The sequence below is a fragment of the Tersicoccus mangrovi genome, from assembly GCF_036881825.1.
Lineage (GTDB): Bacteria > Actinomycetota > Actinomycetes > Actinomycetales > Micrococcaceae > Tersicoccus > Tersicoccus mangrovi.
Genome location: NZ_JBAJMW010000004.1, coordinates 54,337 through 76,604 on the forward strand (window position 1 = coordinate 54,337; position 22,268 = coordinate 76,604).

Consider the following 22,268-nt stretch of genomic DNA (forward strand, 5'->3'; position numbering starts at 1 on the left):
CGTCGTTGGGCTCAGAATACGTCTCGCTTTTCGAGATTCAAACGCTGCTGATGATCATGTTGGTCCACCATCCGACGGTCCCCGACCGCCAGTAGGCTCGACACATGACCGCCTCGCCCGACCTGACCGGCCTTGCTCATGACGAGCGGGCCGACCTCCTGGCCCTCGTGCGCACCCTGACGCCGGAGCAGTGGGCGGCGCCGTCGCTGTGCACGGGGTGGACCGTGCGCGACGTCGTCGCCCACGTCATCTCCTTCGACGATGTCTCCTGGCTCGGGGTCGCGTCGGTGGCCCTGCGCGGACGGTTCTCCTTTCCGCGCATGAACGCGGTCGCGCTGCGCCGGTATGCCGGCCACCAGCCGGCCCAGCTGATCGACCTGCTCGGCCGCCGGCTCACCGCGACCGGGCTGCCCGCCGGGTTCCACGGAGCGATCGCCCTGACGGACGCGCTCATCCACCAGCAGGACATCCGTCGCCCGCTCGGCTTGCCCCGCGAGGTGCCGACGGAACGCATCGTGCCCGCGCTGGACTTCGCCCTCACCTCGCCGACGCTGCCCTCGCGTCGCCAGGTCGACGGGCTGCGCCTGATCGCCAGCGACGCCAACTGGGCGCACGGACCGACCACCGGTCCACGCATCGAGGGCCCCGCCGAGGCGCTGCTGCTGGCGGTCGCCGGGCGCCCAGCCTCTCACGCCGACCTGACCGGCCCCGGCGTCGGCGTCCTGCAGAGCCGAGCCGGCTGAGGCGTCGGTGCGTCAGGCCTCCGAGAGGGCGCCGGCCGCGACGGTCGACGCCGGGTCGCCCGGCCTGGGTGCCTTCAGCGTCGCGTCGATGATCTCGAGGATGTAGGGGGCGACGACGTCGCGGGAGATCCGCAGGTCGGCGACGAAGGTGCCGCGCGCCCCGGCGGACACCCACGCCTCGACGGCGTCGAGGTCGTCGAACGTCCGCACGACCGCCGACCGGCAGCCCAGGCCTTCCGCCACCTGCGCGAAGTCCACCTCGTCGATGAGCATGATGCCCTGGTCCAGGCCCTGGGATCCGTACTGGTGCACCTCGGCCCCGTAGGCGGCGTCGTTGAAGACCAGCACGAGGGCGCTGCGCGCGGTCCGCGCCAGCGAGTCGAGGTCCGGCAACCCCATGAGGCCGCCGCCGTCGCCGGTCACGACCACGAGGGTCGCGTCGGGACGGCCGGCGGCCACGCCCGGTGCGGACGGCAGGCCGAGGCCGATCGACTGGAAGGCCGTCCCCACCAGGGTGATGCTGTCGGTGGACGGCAGATCCAGGTAGGCGTTCGCCCAGCCGATGAAGTGGCCGCCGTCGGAGACGATCACCCGGTCGGCCGGAAGCACCTCGTCGACGCGCCGCATGACGCTGCGCGGGTCCAGCCGGCCGTCCGGCGCGGCCTGCTCCCCCGGTTCCCGGTCGAAGCTGAGGCGGCCGTCGCGGGCGGCCTCCGCGTCGCCGCGCCACGGCCGGGCCGGGCGCGGGTGGTCGGCGAGCTCGTCGAGCAGCGCCCGGACGACGACCTGCGCGTCACCGCGGACGACGTCGGTCACGACGGCGTGCAGCGCCTGCTCGGCGAGGTCCACCTGGATCACCCGCGCGTCCGGTGCGAAGCACTGGCCGAAGGCGGTGGTGAACTGGTTGAGCCCGGCGCCGACGACGAGCACCACGTCCGCCGCGCGGATCAGCTCGGCCGAGGCGGCGGAGGCGAAGCCCCCGGCCACGCCGAGGTCGTAGGGGCGGCCGGCGAACGTGCCGCGGGCCGGGGCGCTCGAGGCCGTCAGCGCCCCGACGGCGTCCGCGAGAGCACCGAGGTCCGCTGCGGCGGCCTTCGCACCGCGTCCGGCAAGGATCAGTGGGCGCTCGGCACCGGCGAGCAGGCCGGCGGTCCGCGCCACGACGTCGTCCGCCGGCGGCGAGGGCGGAAGCAGGAACGGCAGCACCGGCACGTCGTCGTCCTCGGCAGTCGGGGCGTTGACCAGGTCGTAGGGCAGGGCGAGGACCACGGGCACGCGGTGCGCCCGGGCGTGGTGCAGCGCCTGGACGGCGGTCCGGCCGGGAGCCTCGGCGTCGAGCGTGAAGGTCGGGACGCCGACGGCCGCGGCGATCGCCGTCTGGTCCACGTCCCATGGGCGCGGTCCGGCGGTCGGCGCGGCGCCGGTGACGACGACCAGGGGCGTGCGGGCCTGGGCGGCCTCCGCCAGCGACGTCAGGGCATTGGTGAAACCGGGACCATAGGTCGTCGTCGCGATCGCGATCCGCCCCGACACCCGGTGGTAGGCGTCCGCCGAGGCCACCGTCGCCGTCTCGTGCCGCACCGCGGTGATGCGCATGTCGGTGGTGCGCAGGGCGTCGAGGAACCACGCGTTGCCGTTGCCCATGAGGGCGAAGGCCTGGTCGACGTGGGCGGCGAGGACGGTGGCGAGACGTTCGGACACGGTGGTCATGACGGGTCGCTTTCTCGGTGACGGCGTGCTCGGGTCTGCCACCACCGTAGTCACTGGGCACGACCGTCCCGGGTCACTGACTGGTCACTCGATGACGGAATGTCGGTGCCGCCGACCCGCGAACCGTCATCTGGTGACCAGTCATCCGGCCTCGTCGATGCCCTCGGCGGTGTCCATCTCTGTAGAATCTGTCAGCAGAAGGGTCCGGCAGAAACAGCAGGAGGTCGTCATGCGCGGCACCGTCGCTCATCTCGTCCCGGTGGCCGACCCCGACGAGGTCGCGACCATCATCGCCGCCAGCAAGCGGGCCGTCGGGGCCGCCGTCGAGAGCCTGCACTTCCCCCTCGTGCCCGGGGTCGCCGCCGCGATCGCCGAGACGGACAACGCGTGGCGTGCCCTGGAGGCCGAACACGGGCTGCTCGACGCCGCCGCCGTCAGCCGGATGCTCGGCTCCCGCGGCCGGCCCGGCGCCCTGGCCAACGACCGGCGCAGCGCCGGCAAGCTGATCGGCGTGCGCCGGCGGCACCAGTACCTCTATCCCGGCTTCCAGTTCGACGCGGCCCGCGGCCGGACCCGCCCGGCCATCCCGGCGCTCATCGCCGCCGCCGACGACGCCGGTCTCCCCCACGACGAGCTCGCCCTCTGGCTGTGCGAACCCTCGGGTCAGCTGGGCGGGGACCGGCCGGTCGACCGGCTCGACGACGCGGATGCCGTCGTCACCGCCCTTTCGGCGCACGTCGGCGTGCAGTGGTGAGGACGCCGCCGGACCCTTTCACCGCACAGGAGGAGATCCTGCCCGCCGGGTCCGGTCTCTTCCGGGTGCACACGAACACCCGGCGCGCCACGCGATTCAACGACGGGCATGGCGCACCGACCCGGTTCGCGTTCTTCGGCGACCCCGTGGTGCCGGTGCTCTACGCGGGGTCGACCGAGGACGTCGCGGTCAGTGAGACGCTCCTGCACGACGTCCCGCTCGCCGGCGGCGCGCTGCTGCCGCACGCCTACGAGCGGACGGTGATGAGCCGGGTCGTGCCGGCCCGGCCGCTGCGGCTGGCGAAGTTCCGCGGGACGGGCCTGCGAGCGCTGGGGGCCGAGGCGGCGGACATCAGCGACACCGAGGCCGACGCCTACCCCGACACGGTGCGCTGGGCTCAGGCCGCGCACGAAGCCGGGTTCGACGGATGCGCGTGGACGAGCCGGCGCTGCAACGACGGCGCCGCCTACGTGCTGTTCGGGGACCGGGTGGCGTCGTCGGATCTGGCCGAGGACGCGAGCTTCGCCCGGGCGTTCCTGCTCCCCCACGACCTCGGCTGGTTGCGGGATTTCTGCGCGCCGCTGCGGGTCCGCGTCCTCGCCTGAGCCTCGGTGGACTCCGACGGCGTCGGTATCCCATCCGGAGTCGGCAGACCGTCGGTGTCAGAGCTGCAGATGCAACCGGAGAGCGTCTTCGAGCTGGGCCATGAGCGTGCCCGGAACCACACCGATCACCGGCCCGACCCGGTCGACGGAGACCGAGCGGATCTGCTCCGCCTGAGCCTTCGCATCGGCGCGCAGCCCCGTCGTGTCCGCAGGAAGAGCCACCTGGAACGGATACACACGCGTGGTGTTGCTGGTCACAGGCACGACGGTGACGACGCCACGGCCCAGCCGCGCACTGGTGTTGTTGGCGCTGTCATTGCTGACGATGACGGCCGGGCGGCGCTTACGGGCTTCCGCCGGTCGCGCGGGGTCGAGGTCCACCCACCGGATCTCACCTCGGCGCATCGGTGAGCCCATCGCCGGCCGCGGTATCCCAGAGCGACGCTTCCTCGGACCCGGCCCAGTCGTCCCAGGCTGCCTCGTAGGCGCTCTCGAGCTGCTGCTGGCCGAGTAGGCGGATAGCGCGCTGAACGGCGGCCGACCGAGACCGCAGACCGGTCCGCTCGGCGAAGCGGTCGAGAGCCTCCACGTCGGCATCGGTCAGGCTGATACTGAGCTTCATACCGCCGATGCTACTCCGGTCGTACCGATGCCCGGAACCACGTCAAGCAGCATCTAGCCGTGAGACACAAGTGCTGACCTGCGGCTATGTGCTCTCCGTGAGCTCGCTGATCAGGCATGATAAGTCCGCGACTCGCGGGCCACCGACTGGGGGCGGTCGGCGGTCACCGACGAGAAAGCGAACACGATCATGAACGGCAGCGGCGAGCGGACCGGGTGTCGCGTCCAGCTCCTCGGCGGTGGGGTGCCGGGGCTCGGTGGTGGGGAACACCGGCTCCAGGCCGGTGAGCAGGTGCCCGGCGTCCTCCTCGTGGACCTGGTTGTGGTGCGCGGGATGCAGGGCCACGCGCGGCGTGCCGGCGCGCTCGGCCCACACGCGCAGCACCGCCTGCTGCGCCATCGTCCCCGTGGGGAACCAGAGGGCGGCGGGTTTACCGAGCAGCTCCGCGACCCGCTGCTCGAGGACCTCGACGACGCCGTTGCCGTACGCGTCGGGCCGGCCGTTGGCCAGGGGTGCCGCGGCGAGAGTCGTGAGCCGCTCCGCCATGGTCAGGGGGCGCTCGCCGGAGAGGATCCGGGTCGCTCGGCGGCTGGCGGTCCACAGGCGGGTGCGCGCATCGTCGGTCATCCGGTCAGGCTGACGCGGCGGCATCCCGGCACGGTCGCGGCGCTTGGCGTCGCGATACGGTGACGGCATGATGCGGCACGGACACAGCACCGGCGGGACCCCGGCCACCCGCGTCCTCGCCGACGCCGGGGTGCCCTTCGCCGAGCGGCCCTACGAGCACGACCCGGCCGCGCCCTCCTACGGTCTCGAGGCCGCGACCGCGCTCGGGGTCGAGCCGGCGCGGGTGTTCAAGACCCTCCTCGTCGACACGGGGGCCGGCCTGGCGGTGGGCATCGTCCCCGTCGACACGACGCTCGACCTGAAGAAGATGGCCGCGGCCCTCGGCGCCAAGCGGGTGCGGATGGCCGACGTGAAGGACGCCGAGCGCGTCACCGGGTACGTCGCCGGTGGGATCTCCCCGCTCGGGCAACGCCGGGCGCTGCCCACCGTGCTGGACGCCAGCGCGACGGGTCACGCCACCGTGCTCGTCAGCGGCGGCCGGCGCGGCTTCGACGTCGAGCTGGCGCCGGACGACCTCGCGGCTCTGACGAAGGCGACCGTCGCTCCCCTTGCTGCCGGCTAGGAAACGACCGACGCGGGCGACCCCCCGAGGACGACGACGCGGCGCCGTCAGCCCCGGTCGGCCAAGCGGGCGGCGACCTGCTCCGCCAGCCGGTAGGTGGGCTCGTCGTAGAGCACCAGCGTCGCCGTCCTCACCGCGGTGGGCGTGGACCCGAGCGTCGTCAGTGCCTGCACGATCGCGTCCTCCTTGGGCCACCGGTACACCCCGGCGGAGACGAGCGGGAACGCGACGGTGGCGGCCCCGATCTCGTCGGCGACCGCGAGACTGGTCCGGTAGCAGGACCGCAGCAGTTCCGACTTGTCCGTCGTCTTCGCCCAGGTCGGCCCGACGGTGTGGATCACCCACCGGGCCGGCAGGTCCCCTGCGGTGGTGGCGACGGCCTCACCCGTGGGCAGCCCCTCGGGATACCGGTCCGCGCGCAGCAGCCGGCACTCCTCGACGATCGCGCGGCCGCCGGCCCGGTGGATCGCACCGTCGACGCCGCCGCCGCCCAGCAGCGTGTGGTTGGCCGCGTTGACGATCGCGTCGACCCGCCACGTCGTGATGTCGCCCTGCGCCAGCTCGATGTCCATGCCCGTCATCGTGGCACAGCGCTCGGCCCGGAGCCGGACACCGGCCTCTTGTCAGCCCGCGGCCCCGGTGGTTCGCTGGGCCCATGAGCAGTGAGAACCCCACCCCGGACGAGCACCTCACCGACGCCGAGCTCCTGCGCCGGCAGGTGGGCAGCACCGACGACACCGAACGGGCCGGTCAGGAGGGCTCCGGCGACGCGGCCGAGACCGTCGACGGCACGGACCCCGACGCCGCCGCGACCCTCACCAACGCCGGTCAGCAGGTGGGTGGACCGACGCTCGGGCGCCACGAGGGAGAGCCGCACAGCGATGAGCCCGACGGCGGTACGGACCCCACCTGAGCCGCCCCGGCGGCCCTGCGGCGGCCCCCTCACAGCGTTCCTCACGGCCGTTCCGAGGTCGTGATGGAAGTGCAACCGGATCGTCACCGTCCCGCTGCCGCTGAGTCACCGGGACGTCGGTAGCGTCGCCGTCATGGAGTCCTTGGTCAGCACCGTCATCTCGTTCTCGGTCCTCGCGTTCGCCGCGTGTCTGCTGATCGCCACGCTCCTCGTCGTGTGGCAGCGCCGGCGGTTCCTCGCCCGGATGGCGGCACGGGCTCAGATGGAGGCCGCGCAGCGCCGCATCCCGGAGCCGCCGACCCGGCAGCCGCGCAGCGCTCTCAGCGCCGCGTCCTGAGGCACCGCTTCCCTTCCTGCTGACTCCGGTGTGATCCGCACCCCACAGCGGATCGTCATCGCGCGCACATCCGGGCGAAACATGCGGCTCCTAGCGTGGGTGGTGTCCCCGAACGACCCACCCCCAGGAGACGCCATCATGAAGGTCGGACTGATCCGCGCCGTCACCACCACCGATCCCCGCCTGCTCGACAGCCACGGTGCCGCCCTCGAGAACACCTTCGGCTTCGAGGTGATCACCCGCGCCATCGAGGACCAGCCCGACGGCGTGTTCGACGAGGCCTCCCTGGCCGCCGCGGCGCCGAAGGTCGCCCGCGTGGCCGTCGAGCTCGCGCCCGACGTCGACGCCATCGTCATCAGCTGCGCCGCCGACCCGGGCCTGGAGATCGCCCGCTCCCTCGTCGACATCCCCGTCGTCGGCGCCGGGTCCGCCGCCGCGGCCACGGCCGCCGCCTTCGGGGGCACGGTCGGCGTCCTCGGGCTCAGCCGCACGGCGCCCACCGTGATCGCCGACGCCATCGGCGACCGGATGCTCGTCATCGACGGCGCCGGCGCCTCCCACCGGCCGGCCGACTACCTCACCCCGACGGGCGTCCTGGACGCCATCACCGACGCCCACCTGCTCGCGGACGCGGGCGCCGACGTCATCGTCCTCGGCACCACCGGGCTCTCCAGCATCGGGATGGCCGCCGAACTGCGCCGCCGCCTCGACCTGCCGGTGATCGACGCCGTCATCGCGGCGGGCTCGATGCTCGCCTCCGGCGTCGCCGCCCGGCAGACGCACGCGCATCTGGTCTGAGCCGGATCGGGGCGGCGCCGGGCTTCGTCGAGGCGGACCCGGCGCCGCACCCGGTCCCGCAGAGCGCGCACCTTCTACACTGACCGGCATGAGCAGCTTCGCGATCTCCCGCAGCCGCGTCATCGACGCGCCCGCCGAGACCCTGTTCCCCCTCGTCGACGACTTCCACCGGTGGACCGCCTGGTCGCCGTGGGAAGGCGCCGGCCCGCAACTGGAGCGCACCTACTCCGGGCCCACCGCCGGCGTCGGTGCCCGCTACTCCTGGCGCGGCGACCGCAAGGCCGGGACCGGGTCGATGGAGATCACCGAGTCCGTCCCGCACACCCGGATCGGCCTGACCGTCGAGTTCACCAAGCCGTTCAAGGCGGTCAACCCCACGACCTTCACCTTCGACGCGGCCGGCGGCGGGAGCACTCGGGTCACCTGGACCATGACCGGGCAGAACCGTGGCCTCTGGAGCCTGGTCGCCCGGATCGTGCCCATGGACAAGCTCGTCGGCGAGGACTTCGAGAAGGGCCTCGAGCAGCTGGCCGCCGCCGCGACGCGCGGCTGGAGCGGACGCCCCGGCGCCGCCGCCGGGGACGCGACCGACGAGACCGGACGAGAGGAGCACGCGTGAGCGAGGACCGCGAGACCACCTGGAAGGACTTCGGGGAGGCCGTCAACATGACGGCGTCGGAACTGGAGCGGTGGCTGAAGACCGACGAGGCGAAGGAGGTCGGCCAGAAGGACGGCGGCGGTGAGTCGACCGGCCACGAGAGCGGCCGACGCATCGTGACGATCCTCAAGACGAAGAAGGCCGATCTCACGGACGGCGACTGGGACCACATGGTCAAGGTCGTCGGCTATGTCAAACGGCACTCCGCCCAGAAGCCGAAGAACGACGTCGAGCACAGCCGGTGGCGGTACTCGCTGATGAACTGGGGCAACGACCCGCTGAAGAAGTAGCCGCAGACAGCCGGCGGACCACCAGGGCACGACGAACGGGCGGTGACTCCTCGGAGTCACCGCCCGTTCGCGTGGGTGGAAGTGATCTGTCAGGCCGCGGCGGTCTGCCGGGCCGGGGCGACGACCTCGTCGCGGTCGGCCTCGCGCCGGCGGTTGCCCACCCGCTTGAGGGCGATCAGTGCCGCGGCCGAGACGGCCGTGCCGACGACGATCGAGAGGATGAACAGCAGCGGGTTGTTCATCGCGAAGAAGACGAAGATGCCACCGTGGGGCGCCTGCGAGGTGACCCCGAAGCCCATCACCATCGCGCCGGTCACCGCGGCACCGAGCATCGAGGCCGGGATGACGCGCAGCGGGTCGGCCGCCGCGAACGGGATGGCCCCCTCGGAGATGAAGGACGCGCCCAGCAGCCAGGCCGCCTTGCCGTTCTCCCGCTCCGCGAGGCTGTAGCTCTTCTTGTCCAGCGTGGTCGCCAGGGCCAGCGCCAGCGGCGGCACCATGCCCGCGGCCATGACGGCGGCCATGATCTCCAGCGGCGCCGGGTTGGTCACCACGTTGCCCGCGCCCAGGCCGGCGACGGCGAAGGAGTAGGCCACCTTGTTGACCGGGCCACCCAGATCGAACGCCATCATGAGGCCGAGGACGATGCCGAGGACGACCGCCGCGGCCCCGCTCATGCCGGTCAGGGTGGTGTTCAGCCACTGGGTCAGCCAGACGATCGGGCCACCGAGGACCATGAACATCAGGCCGCTGGCGACGATCGAGGCGACCAGCGGGATGATGACCACCGGCATCAGGCCGCGCAGCCAGCGCGGTGCCGGCAGCCCGGCAAGCCAGTGGGCGACGGCACCGGCGAGCACACCGCCGACCAGGCCACCGAGGAACCCGGCACCCATGAAACCCGCGACGGCGCCGGCAACGAAGCCCGGGGCGATGCCCGGTCGGTCCGCGATGCCGTAGGCGATGTAGCCGGCCAGCGCCGGGACCAGGAAGCCCATCGACAGGGAGCCGATCTTGAACAGCACCGCGCCGAGGTAGATGCCGAACGGGCCGAGGAAGGCCAGCGGGCTGTGGGTCTCCACGCCGACCGGCAGGTTCCACAGCTGGTTCTTCAGCACGATGTCGTCGGCGAATTTGGTGATGTCGTAGCCGCCGAACAGGAAGCCCAACGCGATCAACAGACCGCCACCGGCGACGAAGGGGATCATGTAGCTGACGCCGGTGAGCAGGACTCGCTTGGTCCGCGCACCCAGGCTCTCGCCGGCGCCGTCGTCCTCGACCGCCCCCGACGGGTCCCCAGCGCCGCCGACGCGGCGCGCGTTGGGGTTGTCGGCGGCCGCGAGGGCCTCCTCGATCATCTGCTTCGGCTCGTCGATGCCGCGCTTGACCGGCCCCTGGATGACGGGCTTGCCGGCGAACCGGCCCTTGTCCCGCACGTCGACCTCGACCGCGAAGATCACGGCCGCGGCGTCGTCGATGACCTGCTTGGGCAGCGGGGTCGCCCCCGCCGAACCCTGCGTCTCGACCTGCAGCGGCACACCCATCTCGTCGGCCGCGGCCTGCAGCGAGTCGGCGGCCATGTAGGTGTGGGCGATGCCGGTGGGGCACGCGGTGACGGCGACGAGGGACTTGCCTCCCCCGGACCCGCCCGCGGCGCCCGTCCCGGCACCCTCGCCGGCGGCGGTACCCACGGCGGCCCCGGCGGCCGTGGCCCCGGCCGCCTCGGCGCCCGCGTTGGCCCGGCGCTCGTCCGCGACGGCCTCCGTCACGCCGGTGCCGGCGCCGGCCGACGTCGGCGTGGCCGCGGAGGCGGGCTGGTCGCTGATCGCGTTCTCCACGAGGTCGACGACCTCCTGCGGGGTCCGCGCCGCGCGCAGCGCCGCCGTGAAGTCCTTCTTGATCAGGGACCGGGCGAGCTTCGCGAGCAGCTTCAGGTGCGCCTGGTCCGCCCCCTCGGTCGCGGCGATGAAGAAGACGATGTCGGCGGGACCGTCGTTGGCTCCCCACTCGACACCGCGCGGCAGCCGCGCCATCGCCAGTGACGGCGTCGTCACGTGCGCCGACTTGCAGTGCGGGATGCCGATGCCGCCGGGCACGCCGGTCGCGGTCTTCGCCTCGCGGCTCCACGCGTCACCGTAGAGGCCCTCGAGGTCGTCCGCGCGGCCGGCGGACACGATCGAACTGGCGAGGTGCCGGATCACGGCGGACTTGTCCCCGCCGAGGTCCTGGTCCAGAGTCACCAGCTCCGGAATGATCATCGATGACATGTCATCTCTCCTTGTGGTTGGCACCCGGCGGGTGTCGATTCAGGCGGTGGTGCATGAGGTGCTGCGTGAAGCGGTGCTGCCTCAGGCGGTGCGGGCGAACGGGGTGAGCACGACGGCGTCGGGCGTCGTCTGCTCGAGGGTGGGCACGGTGGATCCGGGCAACGAGGCCGCGGCCGCGCCGTGGGCGACGGCCTGCCGGGCACACCCGGCGAGGTCGGCGCCACGCGTGCTGGCGATGAGGAAACCGGCCAGGGACGAGTCCCCGGCGCCGACCGTGCTGCGGGCGGTGACCGGCGGATGGGTGGCCCGGAACGACTCCTGCGCGGTGACGACGAGCGCCCCCTTCGATCCGAGCGTCGCCAGGACGGTGCCGACACCCTGCTCGACCAGGCCGGCGGCCGCGCGGGCGGCCTCCTCCGGCTCGGACTCGAGGCTGTCGCCGTGGCCGACGCTGGTGAGCTCGGCGAGCTCCTCGGCGTTCGGCTTGATCAGGTCCGGGGCCGCGTCCAGCCCGGCCGCGAGCACGGTGGCCAGCGGCGCCCCGGAGGAGTCGACGGCGATGCGCGGCGCCTGCTCACCCCAGCGGGAGCGGACCTCGCGGATCACCTCGACGTAGAAGTCGCCCGGCAGGCCCGGCGGCAGGGAGCCGGCGAGCACGAGCCAGGACGCGCCCGCGCTGTGCGAGGCGATCAGGGCGAGCAGCTCGGCGCGCTGCGCGCCGGTCAGCGTGGGGCCGGGCTCGTTGATCTTCGTCGTCGTGCCGTCCGGCTCGGTGACGGTGACGTTGCTGCGGAGCGCCTGCCCGATCGGCAGCGTGCGGTGCGGGATGCCCTCGGCGCGCAGGGCGGCGACCACGGGGTCGTCGTCGTCGCCGGGCAGCAGCGCGAGGGACTCCTCGGCGGAGGCGACGAGCGCGCGACTGACGTTGACGCCCTTGCCGCCGGGCTGCTGGCTCGCGGCGACGGCGCGCTGCACCTCACCGCGGGCGAGCGGGGAGGGCAGTTCGATGGTGCGATCCAGACTGGGATTCGCGGTGAACGTGATGATCATGCGACCAGGACCTCGACTTCCGCCTCGTGCAGCGCCTCCCGGAGGGTCCCGGTGGGCTCGGTGTCGGTGATGAGGGTGTCGACGGCGTCGAGCTCGGCGAACTGGACGAGCGCCGTGACTCCCAGCTTGGTGGCGTCTGCGAGGACGACGACGCGGTGCGCGCTGCGCACGAACGCGCTCTTGATCGACGCCTCCTGGGCGTCCGGGGTGCTCAGACCGAAGGTCGCGTCGATGCCGTTGGTGCCGACGAAGGCGATGTCGGGGCGCAGGCGGCTCATCCGCTCGACGGCGACGGGGCCGACCGCGGCGCCCGTCGTGGGCCGGATGCGACCGCCCAGCACCTCGAGGTCGACGTTGGGGGCACCGGTCAGCGCGGAGGCGACCGGCAGGGCATTGGTGATGAGCAGCAGGGCGGTGCCGCGGTTGGCGCAGGCCGGGCCGAGCTGGGCGGCCAGAGCCGTCGTCGTCGTGCCCGCGTCCAGGACGACCGAGCCCGTCGCGGAGGTCGGCACCAGCGCGAGGGCGGCCTCCGCGATGCGCGCCTTGGCGTCGACGTTGCGGTTCTGCCGCTCGGGCAGCGAGGCCTCCGCGAGGCTGACCCGGTTGGCGGCGACCGCTCCCCCGTGCACGCGGCGCAGCACGCCCTCGTTCTCGAGGAGGCTGAGGTCGCGGCGGATGGTCTCCTGCGTCAGGTCGAACGCGCTGGCCAGTTCCCCGACGCTGACGCGCCCGGAGTCGGTGACCCACCGCGCGATGCGCAGTTGACGTTCCTCGGCGAACATCGCTTCCCTCCGACCTGTCCGTGGCGAGGCCGGTGACGGGCCTCACAGCGTGTGACAGGCACCACCGTACGTGGGTTCATCTGTGTATGTCAAGCAAAACCAAACAAACACAGACGAACCCACGTCGGGTCGTCGATCGCCGCAGCTCAGCGGCGCGGCATCAGCCGGCGGAGACGGGCAGGTGCCGCTTCCACCAGTCGAGGATCGCGTCGAAACGCTGCACCCGGTGGTGCGGTGTGCCGGAGCGGGAGAGCTCGTGGTTCTCGCCCGGGAAGACGAGCATCTGCGTCTCGACGCCGAGGTCGAGCAGGCGCTCGAAGTACCGCTGCGCCTGGGGCAGCGGGCAGCGCAGGTCCTGCTCGGAGTGCAGCACGAACGTCGGCGTGCGCACCTGGTCGGCGACGGCGAACGGGCTCTGGGCGCGCATGGCCTCCGGGTCCCGGCCGACGTACTCGTGTCCGAAGAACGAGCCGATGTCGGAGGTGCCGACGAAGCCGTCCGGGTCGAGGAAGCCGCGCTCGACGATGGCGCCGGCGAACCGGTGGTCGTGCGCGATCAGCCACGCCGTCAGGTACCCGCCGTAGGAGCCGCCCATGACGCCGACCCGGTCACCGTCCAGCGCCGGGTCCGCCGCGATCGCCCCCTCGAGGAAGGTGATGACGTCCGAGGCGTCGACCGTGCCCATCGCCTCCTTGATGGCGCGGCCGTGCTCCTGGCCGTACCCGGCGGAGCCGCGCGGATTGCACATGACGACGGCGTAGCCGGCCTCGACGTACACCTGCGCCTCGTCGAAGAGGTTCCAGCCGTACTGGGCGTACGGGCCGCCGTGGATGTTCAGCAGCACCGGGTGCGGTCCCGGGCCGGTCGGCGTGAGCACCCATCCGTGCACGGGGTAGCCGTCCGCGGCGGTGACGGTGCGCTCCGCCGGCACGACGACGTCGGTGGCCGCACGCAGGGGCGCGCTGAGGTCGGTCAGGGTCCGCAGTTCGTCGTCGCCGTCGGTGACCTCGGCGAGGTCCCCGGCCGAGGTGGGGGTACTGACGGTGACCACGATCCGGCCGGCCGCCGCGGCGACTCCGGTGACGACGTCGTCGCCGCTGTGCAGGGTGCGCACCTCGGCGCGCCCGTCGACACCCGCGCTGACGCGCACCACTTCGCCGCGTCCGCGGGCGTTGACGACGACGAGGACCGCGCCGTCACCGGTGGGCACGAGCCGATCGTCCCCGCCGGAGGGGTCCATCGTCTCCGGGTCGGTCAGGCGGCGCGGGGTCGCGCCGGTCGCGTCGGGGCCGGCGGGCGTCTCGAGCACGTACACGGCCTGGTTGCGGGCGACGAAGTCCTGGCCCTCCGGCCCGGTGTCCCCGGCGAGGACGTACAGGTGGCGGCCGTCGGGCGTCGGGACCACGGAGGAGGCGCCGAGGTCCGGCGCGCCGGCGGTGACGAGCCAGGGGCCGTTGCCGTCGACGTCGGTGGCGTACACGCCGGCGCGCAGGTCCGTGTCCTGCGTCGCGTGCAGGGCGGCGACGAAGTAGATGGTGCGCCCGTCGGGGGCGAACACCGGGCCGCGGTGGTCGGCGATGCCGTCGGTGAGCTGCGTGACCTGCGGGACCAGCGGGTGGTCGTCGTCGCGGTCGGCGGTCCTGCCGGCGGTCTGGTCGGCAGGCTGGTCGGCGGACGTGTCGGCGTCCTTCTTCGCAGCCTCCTTGGCCCGGCCGACGGGCTCGACCGGCGGCTCGGCGTCGAGGTCGGGCAGGTCGAGGAGGAACAGCTGGGCGGGACGGTCCCGCATGTAGCCGAGGCCGTTGGCCTGGTAGCGGTGGCCGGTGATCATCCGCGGGTCCTCGGCCGTCGCCCCCACGCCGTCGAGCGAGCCGTAGCGTCCGGCGTCCGGCTCGCGGGAGACGATCACGACGTGCCGGGAGTCCGGCGAGAACGCGAAGTCGCTGACGCCGAGCAGCCGGTCGGTGACGACGCGCGGCTCACCGCCGTCGGCGGACATGACGGCGAGCTGGGCGGGTCCGCCGGTCGAGCGGAGGAAGCCGACCAGCCGCCCGTCGGGGCTGTACCGCGGGCTGGTGTCATGACGGCCCTGGGTGAGGCGGTGCGGGGTGCCGCTCCCGCCGTCACCGAGGGACACGGAGAGAAGCTGGCCCACGTACGCGTCGGCGGCCAGGCTGGGCCGGGAGGTCGCGACGATGACGCGGGTGCCGTCGGGGTGGATGGTGGGCGTGCCGGGGGTGACCAGCAGCTCGATCTGTTCTGGGCGCATTCGATCAGCCTACTGGCGTTGCCGCGCGCGACGAGGCGCACGTCACATCCGGGTTCGGGCCGGCGGCGCCCGCAGGCGCCGATCCCAGGAGCCGGCTCCTGGGATGAAGCCGGCTCCTGGGATGAAGCGGTTCCTAGGATGGACCGGTGACTTCCGACGACCGTCCCCCGTCAGCCGCGCCCACCGAGGACGTGCTGCCGGAGGCCCTCACGCGTGCCGCCGCACTGTTGCGCTGTCCGGTGTGCGGGGCCGACGGCGTGGTGGCGACCGCGCGACGCGCGCGGGTGGGCGGGCTGACGTGCCCGGCGGCTCACCACTGGGACGCCGCCCGGGCTGGTGTCGTCAATCTGCTCACCGGTGCGGGCACCCGGTTCACGCCGGACAGCGCGGCCATGGTCGAGGCGCGGGACCGGTTCCTCGGCGCGGGTCACTACGCGCCGATCGCGGGCGCCGTGGCGCAGGCCGTCACCGAGGCCGTCACCGAGGCGAAGCCCGGCGGGACCGCGGTGCTGGACGCCGGCGCCGGCACGGGGTACTACCTCGACGCCGTCCTGAGCGCGCTCACGGGCGGCGGATCGGGGAGGGGGACGGCCGCCGACCCCGTCGCCGTCGCCACCGACCTCTCCCCCGCCGCGCTGCGCCGCCTCGCGCGTGCGGTGCCGACCGCGCTTCCCCTGGTCTGGGACACGTGGCGTCCGCTGCCGCTGACGGATGCGGCCGTCGACGTCGTGCTCGCGGTCTTCGCGCCCCGCAACATCCTCGAGTTCGCCCGCGTGCTCGCGCCTCAGGGTGTCCTCGTCCTCGTCACGCCCCGGCCGGGTCACCTGGAAGAGCTGCGCACTCTCACGGGCATGCTCGCCGTCGAGCCGGACAAGGAGGAACGGCTGCACCACGCGCTGGCCGGCCGGTTCACCGTGGCCGGCGAGCGCGACGTCGACGTGCCCCTCGAGCTGAGCACGGCGGACGCGGCCGACGCCGCCTTCATGGGACCGGCCGGTCACCACGCGAGCCCCGAGGACCTCGCCGAGCGGCTGGCCGGCGTCGACACCCCGATCCGGGTGACGGCGCGGGTCACCGTTCACACGCTGCGTCCGCAGGCGCACGACGCCGACTGACGAGACCCGCCGGGGCCGGTCGGGAGGCGTCAGTGCCGGACGTCGACGCGCAGCCACCGCAGGAACACGTGCACGAGGGGACCGACGACCGCCGCGAACACCACCGTGCCGATGCCCACGGTCCCGCCCAGCAGCCACCCGACGATCAGCACCGTGATCTCGAGGCCGCCACGCACCACCCACACCGGCAGCCCGGTGCGGCGCACGAGTCCCGTGAACAGGCCGTCCCGCGGCCCGGGTCCGAGCCCGGGACGCAGGTACACCGCGGTCGCCAACGCGATCAGCACGACGCCGCCGACCAGCATGCCCGTGCGTTGCAGCCACTGACCGGTCGGGGCGACGACGCCGAGCGTCGCATCCGCGAAGAGGCCGACGAGCACAGCGTTGGCCAGGGTGCCCCAGCCGGGACGCACGCGCAGCGGGATCCAGCACACGAGTACGGCGACGCTGACCAGGATGACGGCGACGCCGAAGCTCAGGCCGACCCGGCGCGAGACGCCCTGCGCGAGCACATCCCACGGGCTCGCGCCCAGTTCGGAGCGGATCATCAGGCCGATCGCCATCCCGTACAGCGCGAGACCGGCCAGCAACACGATCACCCGTCCCGTCGTCCTCACCTCGTCGTCCTATCACGACGTGGTGCGATGGACGGGGCACGACGCCAGTGACGGAAGAACGACGACGACGAGAAGAGGATCACCCGTGACGACGCTTCCGCCGGCCGGGGCTCTGGACGACGCGCCGCAGCTGGTCGACGGTCCCCTGGTTGACGACCAGGCGGAGGCCGCGACGGTGCTGCTCCTGCCGGGGACCGCCGGCAGCGCCGACGAGCTCGACGGGCTGGCCCGGCACCTGGCCCACCGCCACCGCGTGGTCCGCCTCGACCTGCCCGGCACCGGGCGGTCGCTCGCGTGGGGCGAGGCGCTGCCTCGGCTCGACGTCACCGGGACGGCTGCCGCGATCGCCGACCGGCTGGACCGTGACGCGGTCGCGCCGCGGGTCGTCGTGGGGCACAGTGCGGGCGGCATCGTCGCCCTCGAGGTGGCGCGGCGGCTCGGATCCGTGCGCGGCGCCGTGCTGATCGACACGAACCTGCCCACCGATCCACGACAGGTCCGGGACAAACAGGACCGGGCCGCCGCGCTGGACCGGCTCCCGCCCGACGAGCTGCGCGCGGCGTTCACCGCGTCGATGCGTCGCTCCTGGGGCCCGCGTGACATCGGTGGCACCGCCTGGGGGCAGGTCATGGCCGGCGTCGACGCCGCCCCGGAGCGGGTGATCCGCCAGTTCTGGCTCTCCGTGCTCCGGCTCGACTCGGTGCGGACGTGGCGCGAGCTGGCCGTGCCGACCGTGTACCTGCGCAGCGATCGCCCGGTGGACGCGGACGCCCTCGCGCGGCTGACCGACCGGGTGCGGTACGTCGATCTCGCGGAGAAGGCCGCCGGGCACTGGGTCCACCTGGTGGAACCGGACCTGGTCGGCGACCTCGTCGAGCGGGCCGTCGAGCATCTGCTCGATCCACCCACGACGCCCTGAACCGCCGGAGCCGAACTCGCTACTCCGAGCACGCACGCCTGTGCTCGGGAACGGCGACACCCCGTGACGCCGTCGGCACGCCTGGCTCCCCGTCCGAGCACCGGCTCGTATGATTGGCATCGACCAACCGGTCCAATCGTCCGTCCGGCCCCCGAGGATCCCGATGTCGCTCGTCTACTCCGCGCAGCGCCTCGCGCGTGAGCTCGGTCCGTGGCGGTCGACGGACTCCGCCGGCACCGCCTACCGGGCGCTCGCGGACCGGATCCGGCTGCTGCTGCTGGACGGCCGGCTCCCGTCCGGTACCCGCCTGCCCGCCGAGCGGGAACTCGCCTCGACCCTGAGCGTCAGCCGCACCACGGTCGCCGGCGCCTACGCCACCCTGCGCGCCGGTGGCTACCTGACCAGCGTGCGCGGCTCGGGCAGCGTCCTGTCACTGCAGTGCACGACGACGCCGACGCGCGCCGACACCGCCGCCGGACTCACCGAGGACGCCGGGCCCGCCCACGAGGCTCAGCGGTGGGACCTCACGCAGTCCGCTCCCCCGGCCTACGCCGGCCTGGCCGCCGCGTACCGGCAGGCCCTGGAGGTGCTGCCCGGCTACATGCCCGAGGCCGGTCTAGACCTCGGTGGACTGCCCGCCCTCCGGGAGGCCGTGGCCCGGCACTTCGAGGAGCGCGGCGTCCCCACCGCGCCGGATCAGGTGATGATCACCCTGGGCGCCCAGCACGGCCTGCGGCTCGTCGCCCAGCACATCCACCTGCCCGGCGGCCGGGTCCTGCTCGAACAGCCGACCTACCCCCACGCCATCGACACCTTCCGGTCGCTCAAGGCCCGGCTGATCGCCGCGCCCGTGGACGTCCACGGCACCGACGTCGAGGCCGTCGTCGGCCTGCTGCGCGCCCACCGGCCGCCCCTGGCCTACCTGATGCCCGACTTCCAGAACCCGACCGGCAGCTCCCTGGACGACGAGGACCGCGCCCGCATCGCGCTCGCCGCGCGCAGCGCGGGAACCGTGGTGATCGCCGACGAGACGACGGCGATGCTCGACCTCGACCGCGGGCCCCGGACGCCGCTGGCCGCGCACGGGGAGAACGTGGTCACGATCGGCTCGCTGTCCAAGACGGCGTGGGGCGGCGTGCGGGTGGGGTGGATCCGCGGGCGGCGGGACCTGCTCGAGAGCATCCGGTTGCAGCGGCGCAGCATCGACCTCGGCACGCCGATCCTCGAACAGCTCACCGCGACGGTCCTGCTCCACGACGAACGCACCATGGTGGACGCCCGGCTCACGCAGCTGCGCGCTCAGCGCGACGCGATGCTCACCGGGCTCGCCGCCCGGTTCCCGGGATGGACCCTTCCCCCGGCGCCCGGCGGCCTCTCCCTGTGGGTGGGCCTGGGCGACCTGTCGAGCTCGGCGCTGACCCTCGCCGCCCGCGCGGAGGGCATCACGCTGGTGCCCGGGCCCCGGTTCGGGCTCGACGGCGCCTTCGAGCGGTTCATCCGCGTGCCCGCCGTCGTGCCCGTGCCGGAGATCGAGCCGGTGCTCACGGCGCTCGCGGCGGCCGTCCGTCGGGTCGAGGAGGGCTCACCCGCACGGCGACGCTCCGCCGCGTCCGCGCTCGCACCCGTCGTCTGAAAGCTCGCTGGACACCACGCTGAGCGGGCACCGAACGAGCACTGCATCGGCCCTGCATCGGCACTGCTTCGCCACTGGATCGGCACTGCGCTGAGGGCGGAACAGTGGCGGAGACGCTGGTCAGCAGCCACAATGGAGGTATCGACGATGCCGCCGGTTCGTCGATGACGCTGGACAGGTGAGGACGCACCGATGCTCGCATGGATCGCTCAGAACACGTGGGTCGCGTGGCTGGCCCTGGTCCTCGTGCTGGCCTTGATCGAGATGATCACGCTCGACCTCTTCTTCATCATGCTCTCCGGTGGAGCGCTCGCCGCCATGGCCGTCTCGCTCGCGACCGACAACCTGGTCGTCCAGATCCTCACCTTCTGCATCGTGGCCCTGCTGCTCGTCGTCATCGTGCGGCCCGTCGCCCTCTCCCACCTCAAGCAACCCGCCGTCGGGCAGCGCACGAACGTCGATTCCCTCATCGGTGAGGCCGCCGTCGTGCTCGAACCGGTCGGCGAGCACGCCGGACTGGTGAAGATCGGTGGCGAGACCTGGACCGCGCGCAGCGTGGACGGGACGGCCATCCCGGTCGGCAGCCCGGTGCGTGTGCGCCGGATCAGTGGGGCGACGGCCATCGTCGCCCATCCCGAGAACAGGAGTTCCTCCCGATGAACGACTCGATCGGCGGCGTCGTCGTCGCCGTCCTGCTGGTGGTCGTGCTGGTGTTCGTGATCACCGTCCTCGTGCGGTCGATCCGGATCATCCCGCAGGCCCGCGCGGGTGTGGTGGAGCGCCTCGGCAAGTACCAGCGCACCCTGCAACCGGGCCTGAGCCTGCTGATCCCGTTCGTCGACCGCCTGCTGCCGATGATCGACCTGCGCGAGCAGGTCGTCTCCTTTCCGCCGCAGCCGGTGATCACCGAGGACAACCTCGTGGTCTCCATCGACACGGTCGTCTACTTCCAGGTCACCGACCCGCGGGCCGCCACCTACGAGATCGCCAACTACATCCAGGCGGTCGAGCAGCTGACGACGACCACGCTGCGCAACGTCGTCGGCGGCCTGAACCTCGAGGAGGCCCTGACCTCGCGGGACCAGATCAACGGCCAGCTGCGCGGCGTCCTCGACGAAGCAACCGGGCGCTGGGGCATCCGCGTCTCCCGCGTCGAGCTGAAGGCCATCGAGCCGCCCCTGTCCATCCAGGACTCGATGGAGAAGCAGATGCGCGCCGAGCGTGACCGCCGCGCCGCGATCCTCACGGCCGAGGGCACCAAGCAGTCGCAGATCCTCACCGCCGAGGGTCAGCGGCAGGCCGCGATCCTCCAGGCCGAGGGCGAGGCGAAGGCCGCGATCCTGCGGGCCGACGGCGAGTCCCAGGCCATCCAGAAGGTGTTCGACGCCATCCACAAGGGCGACGCCGACCCGAAGCTGCTGGCCTACCAGTACCTGCAGACGCTCCCGAAGCTCGCCGAGGGCACGTCCAACAAGCTCTGGATCATCCCGTCCGAGGTCAGCGAGGCCCTCAAGGGCATCGGCGGAGCGATGGGCGGCGACGGGGCGTCCCTGTTCGGCGCGTCGCGGGCCACCTCGAGCAACGGTTCGTCCGGGCACACGGCGACGTCGGGATCGGTTCCGCCGGCCCCGTCAGCGCCGCCGCAGGCCTGAGCCCGGTATACTGGACGGCTGGCCCCGGGAACACACGGCCGCTCCCGCGCGTTGACATGCGTGGAGTGCGCCGGCACCGCCCACGGCGGGAGCACACGGGGCACACACGATGATTCGGAGGATGGAACATGAGTGACCGCAGCCTGCGCGGCATGCGTCTGGGTTCGCAGAGCATGGAGACCGAGGCCGGCGTCGAGCCGGCGCCGCGGCAGCGTGTCGAGTACCGGTGCCAGGACGGCGAGCGGGTGTTCGTGACCTTCGCCGCCGAGGCCGAGATCCCCCCGACGTGGATCTCCAAGACCGGCAAGGAGGCGCTCCTCGTCGACGGCGAGAAGCCGGTGCCGGGCAACGAGAAGCCCGTCCGCACGCACTGGGACATGCTGCTGGAGCGCCGCAGCGTCGAGGAGCTCGAGCAGATCCTCACCGACCGGCTCAACCTGCTGCGCGAGCGGCGCGGCGAGAAGACCTCCGCCTAGCCGCTTCGGCAGCCACGGACACACCGAGAGGGCCGGGACCGACATCGGTCCGGGCCCTCTCGTTCGTCATGTCCCGCCCCGTGGGCGGGGAGGCGTCAGCGCTTGACGGACGTCGCGACGTTCTTCAGCACCCGCGCCCGGGCGGAGAGGCCCCACAGGGTCACCCGCTGCATCGCCTCGGCCACGATGGCGCCGCTCATCTTCGAATCGCCCGCGACGCGCTCGACGAACGTGATGGGCACCTCGACGACCCGCAGGCCGGCCAGGTGCGTGCGCCACAGCAGGTCCACCTGGAAGACGTAACCGGCGGACTGGACGGAGGCGTAGTCGATGCGGCGCAGGGTCGAGGCGCGGAACGCCTTGAAGCCGGCGGTCGCGTCGCGGTACGGCAGGCCCAGCATGGTACGGACGTAGAAGCTGCCGCCGCGGGAGATCACCTTGCGCTGCAGCGGCCAGTTGACGACGGAGCCGCCCGGCACCCAGCGGGAGCCCACGGCCAGGTCGGCGCCGTCCTCGACGGCGGCGAGCAGGCGCGGCAGGTCCTCGGGGCGGTGCGAGCCGTCGGCGTCCATCTCGACCAGGACGTCGTAGTTCCGCTCCAGACCCCAGGCGAAGCCGGCGCGGTACGCGGCGCCGAGACCCTCCTTGCCCTTGCGGTGCAGCACGTGCACCTGGGCGTCCTCGGCGGCGTACCCGTCCGCCATCACGCCGGTGCCGTCCGGGCTGTTGTCGTCGACGATCAGGACGTCCGTTTCCGGGACCGAGGCGCGCAGCCGGGAGAGCGTCGTCGGCAGCGACAGCTTCTCGTCATAGGTCGGAATGATCGTCAGTACGCGCACGGGCAGTCCTGCCTGCCCCGGCCGGCGGAA

The 22,268-nt window shown here is 73.0% G+C and carries 26 protein-coding genes; 15 read left to right on the forward strand and 11 right to left on the reverse strand.

Annotated elements, in window-relative coordinates; translation table 11 throughout:
* Nucleotides 1–104 precede the first annotated feature (104 nt).
* Nucleotides 105–743, forward strand: coding sequence for a maleylpyruvate isomerase family mycothiol-dependent enzyme (locus V6N00_RS08735; protein WP_334231706.1), 639 nt, complete (start codon nucleotides 105–107; stop codon nucleotides 741–743).
* Between the two features lie 12 nt (nucleotides 744–755).
* On the opposite strand, the gene V6N00_RS08740 is transcribed toward V6N00_RS08735, so the two are convergent.
* Nucleotides 756–2,453, reverse strand: a complete 1,698-nt coding sequence (locus tag V6N00_RS08740) for a thiamine pyrophosphate-binding protein (RefSeq protein ID WP_334231707.1) — start codon at nucleotides 2,451–2,453, stop codon at nucleotides 756–758.
* A gap of 229 nt (nucleotides 2,454–2,682) precedes the next feature.
* Here V6N00_RS08740 and V6N00_RS08745 point away from each other — a divergent pair, with 229 nt between their 5' ends.
* The gene (locus V6N00_RS08745) at nucleotides 2,683–3,207 is read left to right on the forward strand and encodes a hypothetical protein (protein WP_334231708.1); all 525 of its coding nucleotides are present in this window, start codon (nucleotides 2,683–2,685) and stop codon (nucleotides 3,205–3,207) included.
* Nucleotides 3,204–3,812, forward strand: coding sequence for an RES family NAD+ phosphorylase (locus V6N00_RS08750; RefSeq protein ID WP_334231709.1), 609 nt, complete (start codon nucleotides 3,204–3,206; stop codon nucleotides 3,810–3,812). The genes V6N00_RS08745 and V6N00_RS08750 overlap by 4 nt, the downstream gene beginning before the upstream one ends.
* Before the next feature lie 57 nt (nucleotides 3,813–3,869).
* On the opposite strand, the gene V6N00_RS08755 is transcribed toward V6N00_RS08750, so the two are convergent.
* From V6N00_RS08755 to V6N00_RS08765, 3 genes are all read right to left on the reverse strand, one after another.
* The gene (locus V6N00_RS08755) at nucleotides 3,870–4,193 is read right to left on the reverse strand and encodes a type II toxin-antitoxin system PemK/MazF family toxin (RefSeq protein ID WP_334231710.1); all 324 of its coding nucleotides are present in this window, start codon (nucleotides 4,191–4,193) and stop codon (nucleotides 3,870–3,872) included.
* A 10-nt stretch (nucleotides 4,194–4,203) separates the two neighbouring features.
* The gene (locus V6N00_RS08760; protein ID WP_334231711.1) at nucleotides 4,204–4,434 is read right to left on the reverse strand and encodes a ribbon-helix-helix domain-containing protein; all 231 of its coding nucleotides are present in this window, start codon (nucleotides 4,432–4,434) and stop codon (nucleotides 4,204–4,206) included.
* Between the two features lie 84 nt (nucleotides 4,435–4,518).
* The gene (locus V6N00_RS08765) at nucleotides 4,519–5,061 is read right to left on the reverse strand and encodes a beta-eliminating lyase-related protein (RefSeq protein WP_334231712.1); all 543 of its coding nucleotides are present in this window, start codon (nucleotides 5,059–5,061) and stop codon (nucleotides 4,519–4,521) included.
* A 70-nt stretch (nucleotides 5,062–5,131) separates the two neighbouring features.
* Between V6N00_RS08765 and ybaK the strand changes: the two genes are divergently transcribed.
* Nucleotides 5,132–5,623, forward strand: coding sequence for a Cys-tRNA(Pro) deacylase (ybaK, locus tag V6N00_RS08770; protein ID WP_334232218.1), 492 nt, complete (start codon nucleotides 5,132–5,134; stop codon nucleotides 5,621–5,623).
* A 47-nt stretch (nucleotides 5,624–5,670) separates the two neighbouring features.
* Here the strand turns inward: ybaK and V6N00_RS08775 are convergent, their stop codons facing one another.
* A complete protein-coding gene (locus V6N00_RS08775; RefSeq protein ID WP_334231713.1) occupies nucleotides 5,671–6,195 on the reverse strand; it encodes an O-acetyl-ADP-ribose deacetylase in 525 nt (174 codons plus the stop codon).
* A gap of 83 nt (nucleotides 6,196–6,278) precedes the next feature.
* Between V6N00_RS08775 and V6N00_RS08780 the strand changes: the two genes are divergently transcribed.
* From V6N00_RS08780 to V6N00_RS08800, 5 genes are all read left to right on the forward strand, one after another.
* Entirely contained in the window at nucleotides 6,279–6,536 is a 258-nt protein-coding gene (locus tag V6N00_RS08780) for a hypothetical protein (protein WP_334231714.1), read from the forward strand.
* A gap of 133 nt (nucleotides 6,537–6,669) precedes the next feature.
* The gene (locus V6N00_RS08785) at nucleotides 6,670–6,873 is read left to right on the forward strand and encodes a hypothetical protein (protein WP_334231715.1); all 204 of its coding nucleotides are present in this window, start codon (nucleotides 6,670–6,672) and stop codon (nucleotides 6,871–6,873) included.
* A gap of 138 nt (nucleotides 6,874–7,011) precedes the next feature.
* Nucleotides 7,012–7,671, forward strand: a complete 660-nt coding sequence (locus V6N00_RS08790) for an aspartate/glutamate racemase family protein (protein WP_334231716.1) — start codon at nucleotides 7,012–7,014, stop codon at nucleotides 7,669–7,671.
* An 88-nt stretch (nucleotides 7,672–7,759) separates the two neighbouring features.
* Complete coding sequence (locus tag V6N00_RS08795) at nucleotides 7,760–8,290, forward strand: SRPBCC family protein (RefSeq protein ID WP_334231717.1); 531 nt, start codon at nucleotides 7,760–7,762, stop codon at nucleotides 8,288–8,290.
* A complete protein-coding gene (locus tag V6N00_RS08800) occupies nucleotides 8,287–8,619 on the forward strand; it encodes a DUF3140 domain-containing protein (RefSeq protein ID WP_334231718.1) in 333 nt (110 codons plus the stop codon). The genes V6N00_RS08795 and V6N00_RS08800 overlap by 4 nt, the downstream gene beginning before the upstream one ends.
* An 89-nt stretch (nucleotides 8,620–8,708) precedes the next feature.
* Here V6N00_RS08800 and V6N00_RS08805 read toward each other — a convergent pair whose 3' ends face one another.
* The 4 genes from V6N00_RS08805 to V6N00_RS08820 form a co-directional block, all read right to left on the reverse strand.
* Nucleotides 8,709–10,886, reverse strand: coding sequence for a PTS fructose transporter subunit IIABC (locus tag V6N00_RS08805; RefSeq protein ID WP_334231719.1), 2,178 nt, complete (start codon nucleotides 10,884–10,886; stop codon nucleotides 8,709–8,711).
* Nucleotides 10,887–10,967: 81 nt separating this feature from the next.
* Nucleotides 10,968–11,936 (reverse strand): 1-phosphofructokinase family hexose kinase, encoded by a 969-nt coding sequence (locus V6N00_RS08810; RefSeq protein ID WP_334231720.1) that lies wholly within the window; start codon nucleotides 11,934–11,936, stop codon nucleotides 10,968–10,970.
* Entirely contained in the window at nucleotides 11,933–12,718 is a 786-nt protein-coding gene (locus V6N00_RS08815; protein ID WP_334231721.1) for a DeoR/GlpR family DNA-binding transcription regulator, read from the reverse strand. Before V6N00_RS08815 ends, V6N00_RS08810 begins: the two co-directional genes overlap by 4 nt.
* Before the next feature lie 160 nt (nucleotides 12,719–12,878).
* Nucleotides 12,879–14,987, reverse strand: a complete 2,109-nt coding sequence (locus V6N00_RS08820) for a S9 family peptidase (protein WP_334231722.1) — start codon at nucleotides 14,985–14,987, stop codon at nucleotides 12,879–12,881.
* Between the two features lie 146 nt (nucleotides 14,988–15,133).
* Between V6N00_RS08820 and V6N00_RS08825 the strand changes: the two genes are divergently transcribed.
* Entirely contained in the window at nucleotides 15,134–16,102 is a 969-nt protein-coding gene (locus V6N00_RS08825; protein ID WP_334231723.1) for a class I SAM-dependent methyltransferase, read from the forward strand.
* A 29-nt stretch (nucleotides 16,103–16,131) separates the two neighbouring features.
* On the opposite strand, the gene yczE is transcribed toward V6N00_RS08825, so the two are convergent.
* Nucleotides 16,132–16,719, reverse strand: a complete 588-nt coding sequence (yczE, locus tag V6N00_RS08830; protein WP_334231724.1) for a membrane protein YczE — start codon at nucleotides 16,717–16,719, stop codon at nucleotides 16,132–16,134.
* A gap of 85 nt (nucleotides 16,720–16,804) precedes the next feature.
* Between yczE and V6N00_RS08835 the strand changes: the two genes are divergently transcribed.
* From V6N00_RS08835 to V6N00_RS08855, 5 genes are all read left to right on the forward strand, one after another.
* On the forward strand, nucleotides 16,805–17,638 hold the full coding sequence (locus tag V6N00_RS08835; RefSeq protein ID WP_334231725.1) for an alpha/beta fold hydrolase: 834 nt from the start codon (nucleotides 16,805–16,807) through the stop codon (nucleotides 17,636–17,638).
* A 163-nt stretch (nucleotides 17,639–17,801) separates the two neighbouring features.
* Complete coding sequence (gene yczR, locus V6N00_RS08840) at nucleotides 17,802–19,271, forward strand: MocR-like transcription factor YczR (RefSeq protein ID WP_334231726.1); 1,470 nt, start codon at nucleotides 17,802–17,804, stop codon at nucleotides 19,269–19,271.
* Between the two features lie 192 nt (nucleotides 19,272–19,463).
* Nucleotides 19,464–19,931, forward strand: a complete 468-nt coding sequence (locus V6N00_RS08845) for an NfeD family protein (RefSeq protein WP_334231727.1) — start codon at nucleotides 19,464–19,466, stop codon at nucleotides 19,929–19,931.
* Entirely contained in the window at nucleotides 19,928–20,923 is a 996-nt protein-coding gene (locus V6N00_RS08850; protein WP_334231728.1) for an SPFH domain-containing protein, read from the forward strand. Before V6N00_RS08845 ends, V6N00_RS08850 begins: the two co-directional genes overlap by 4 nt.
* 128 nt (nucleotides 20,924–21,051) lie before the next feature.
* Nucleotides 21,052–21,399: an RNA polymerase-binding protein RbpA gene (locus V6N00_RS08855; RefSeq protein ID WP_334231729.1), complete on the forward strand. Its 348-nt coding sequence runs from the start codon at nucleotides 21,052–21,054 to the stop codon at nucleotides 21,397–21,399.
* A 95-nt stretch (nucleotides 21,400–21,494) separates the two neighbouring features.
* On the opposite strand, the gene V6N00_RS08860 is transcribed toward V6N00_RS08855, so the two are convergent.
* Nucleotides 21,495–22,238, reverse strand: a complete 744-nt coding sequence (locus V6N00_RS08860; RefSeq protein WP_334231730.1) for a polyprenol monophosphomannose synthase — start codon at nucleotides 22,236–22,238, stop codon at nucleotides 21,495–21,497.
* Nucleotides 22,239–22,268: the final 30 nt, after the last annotated feature.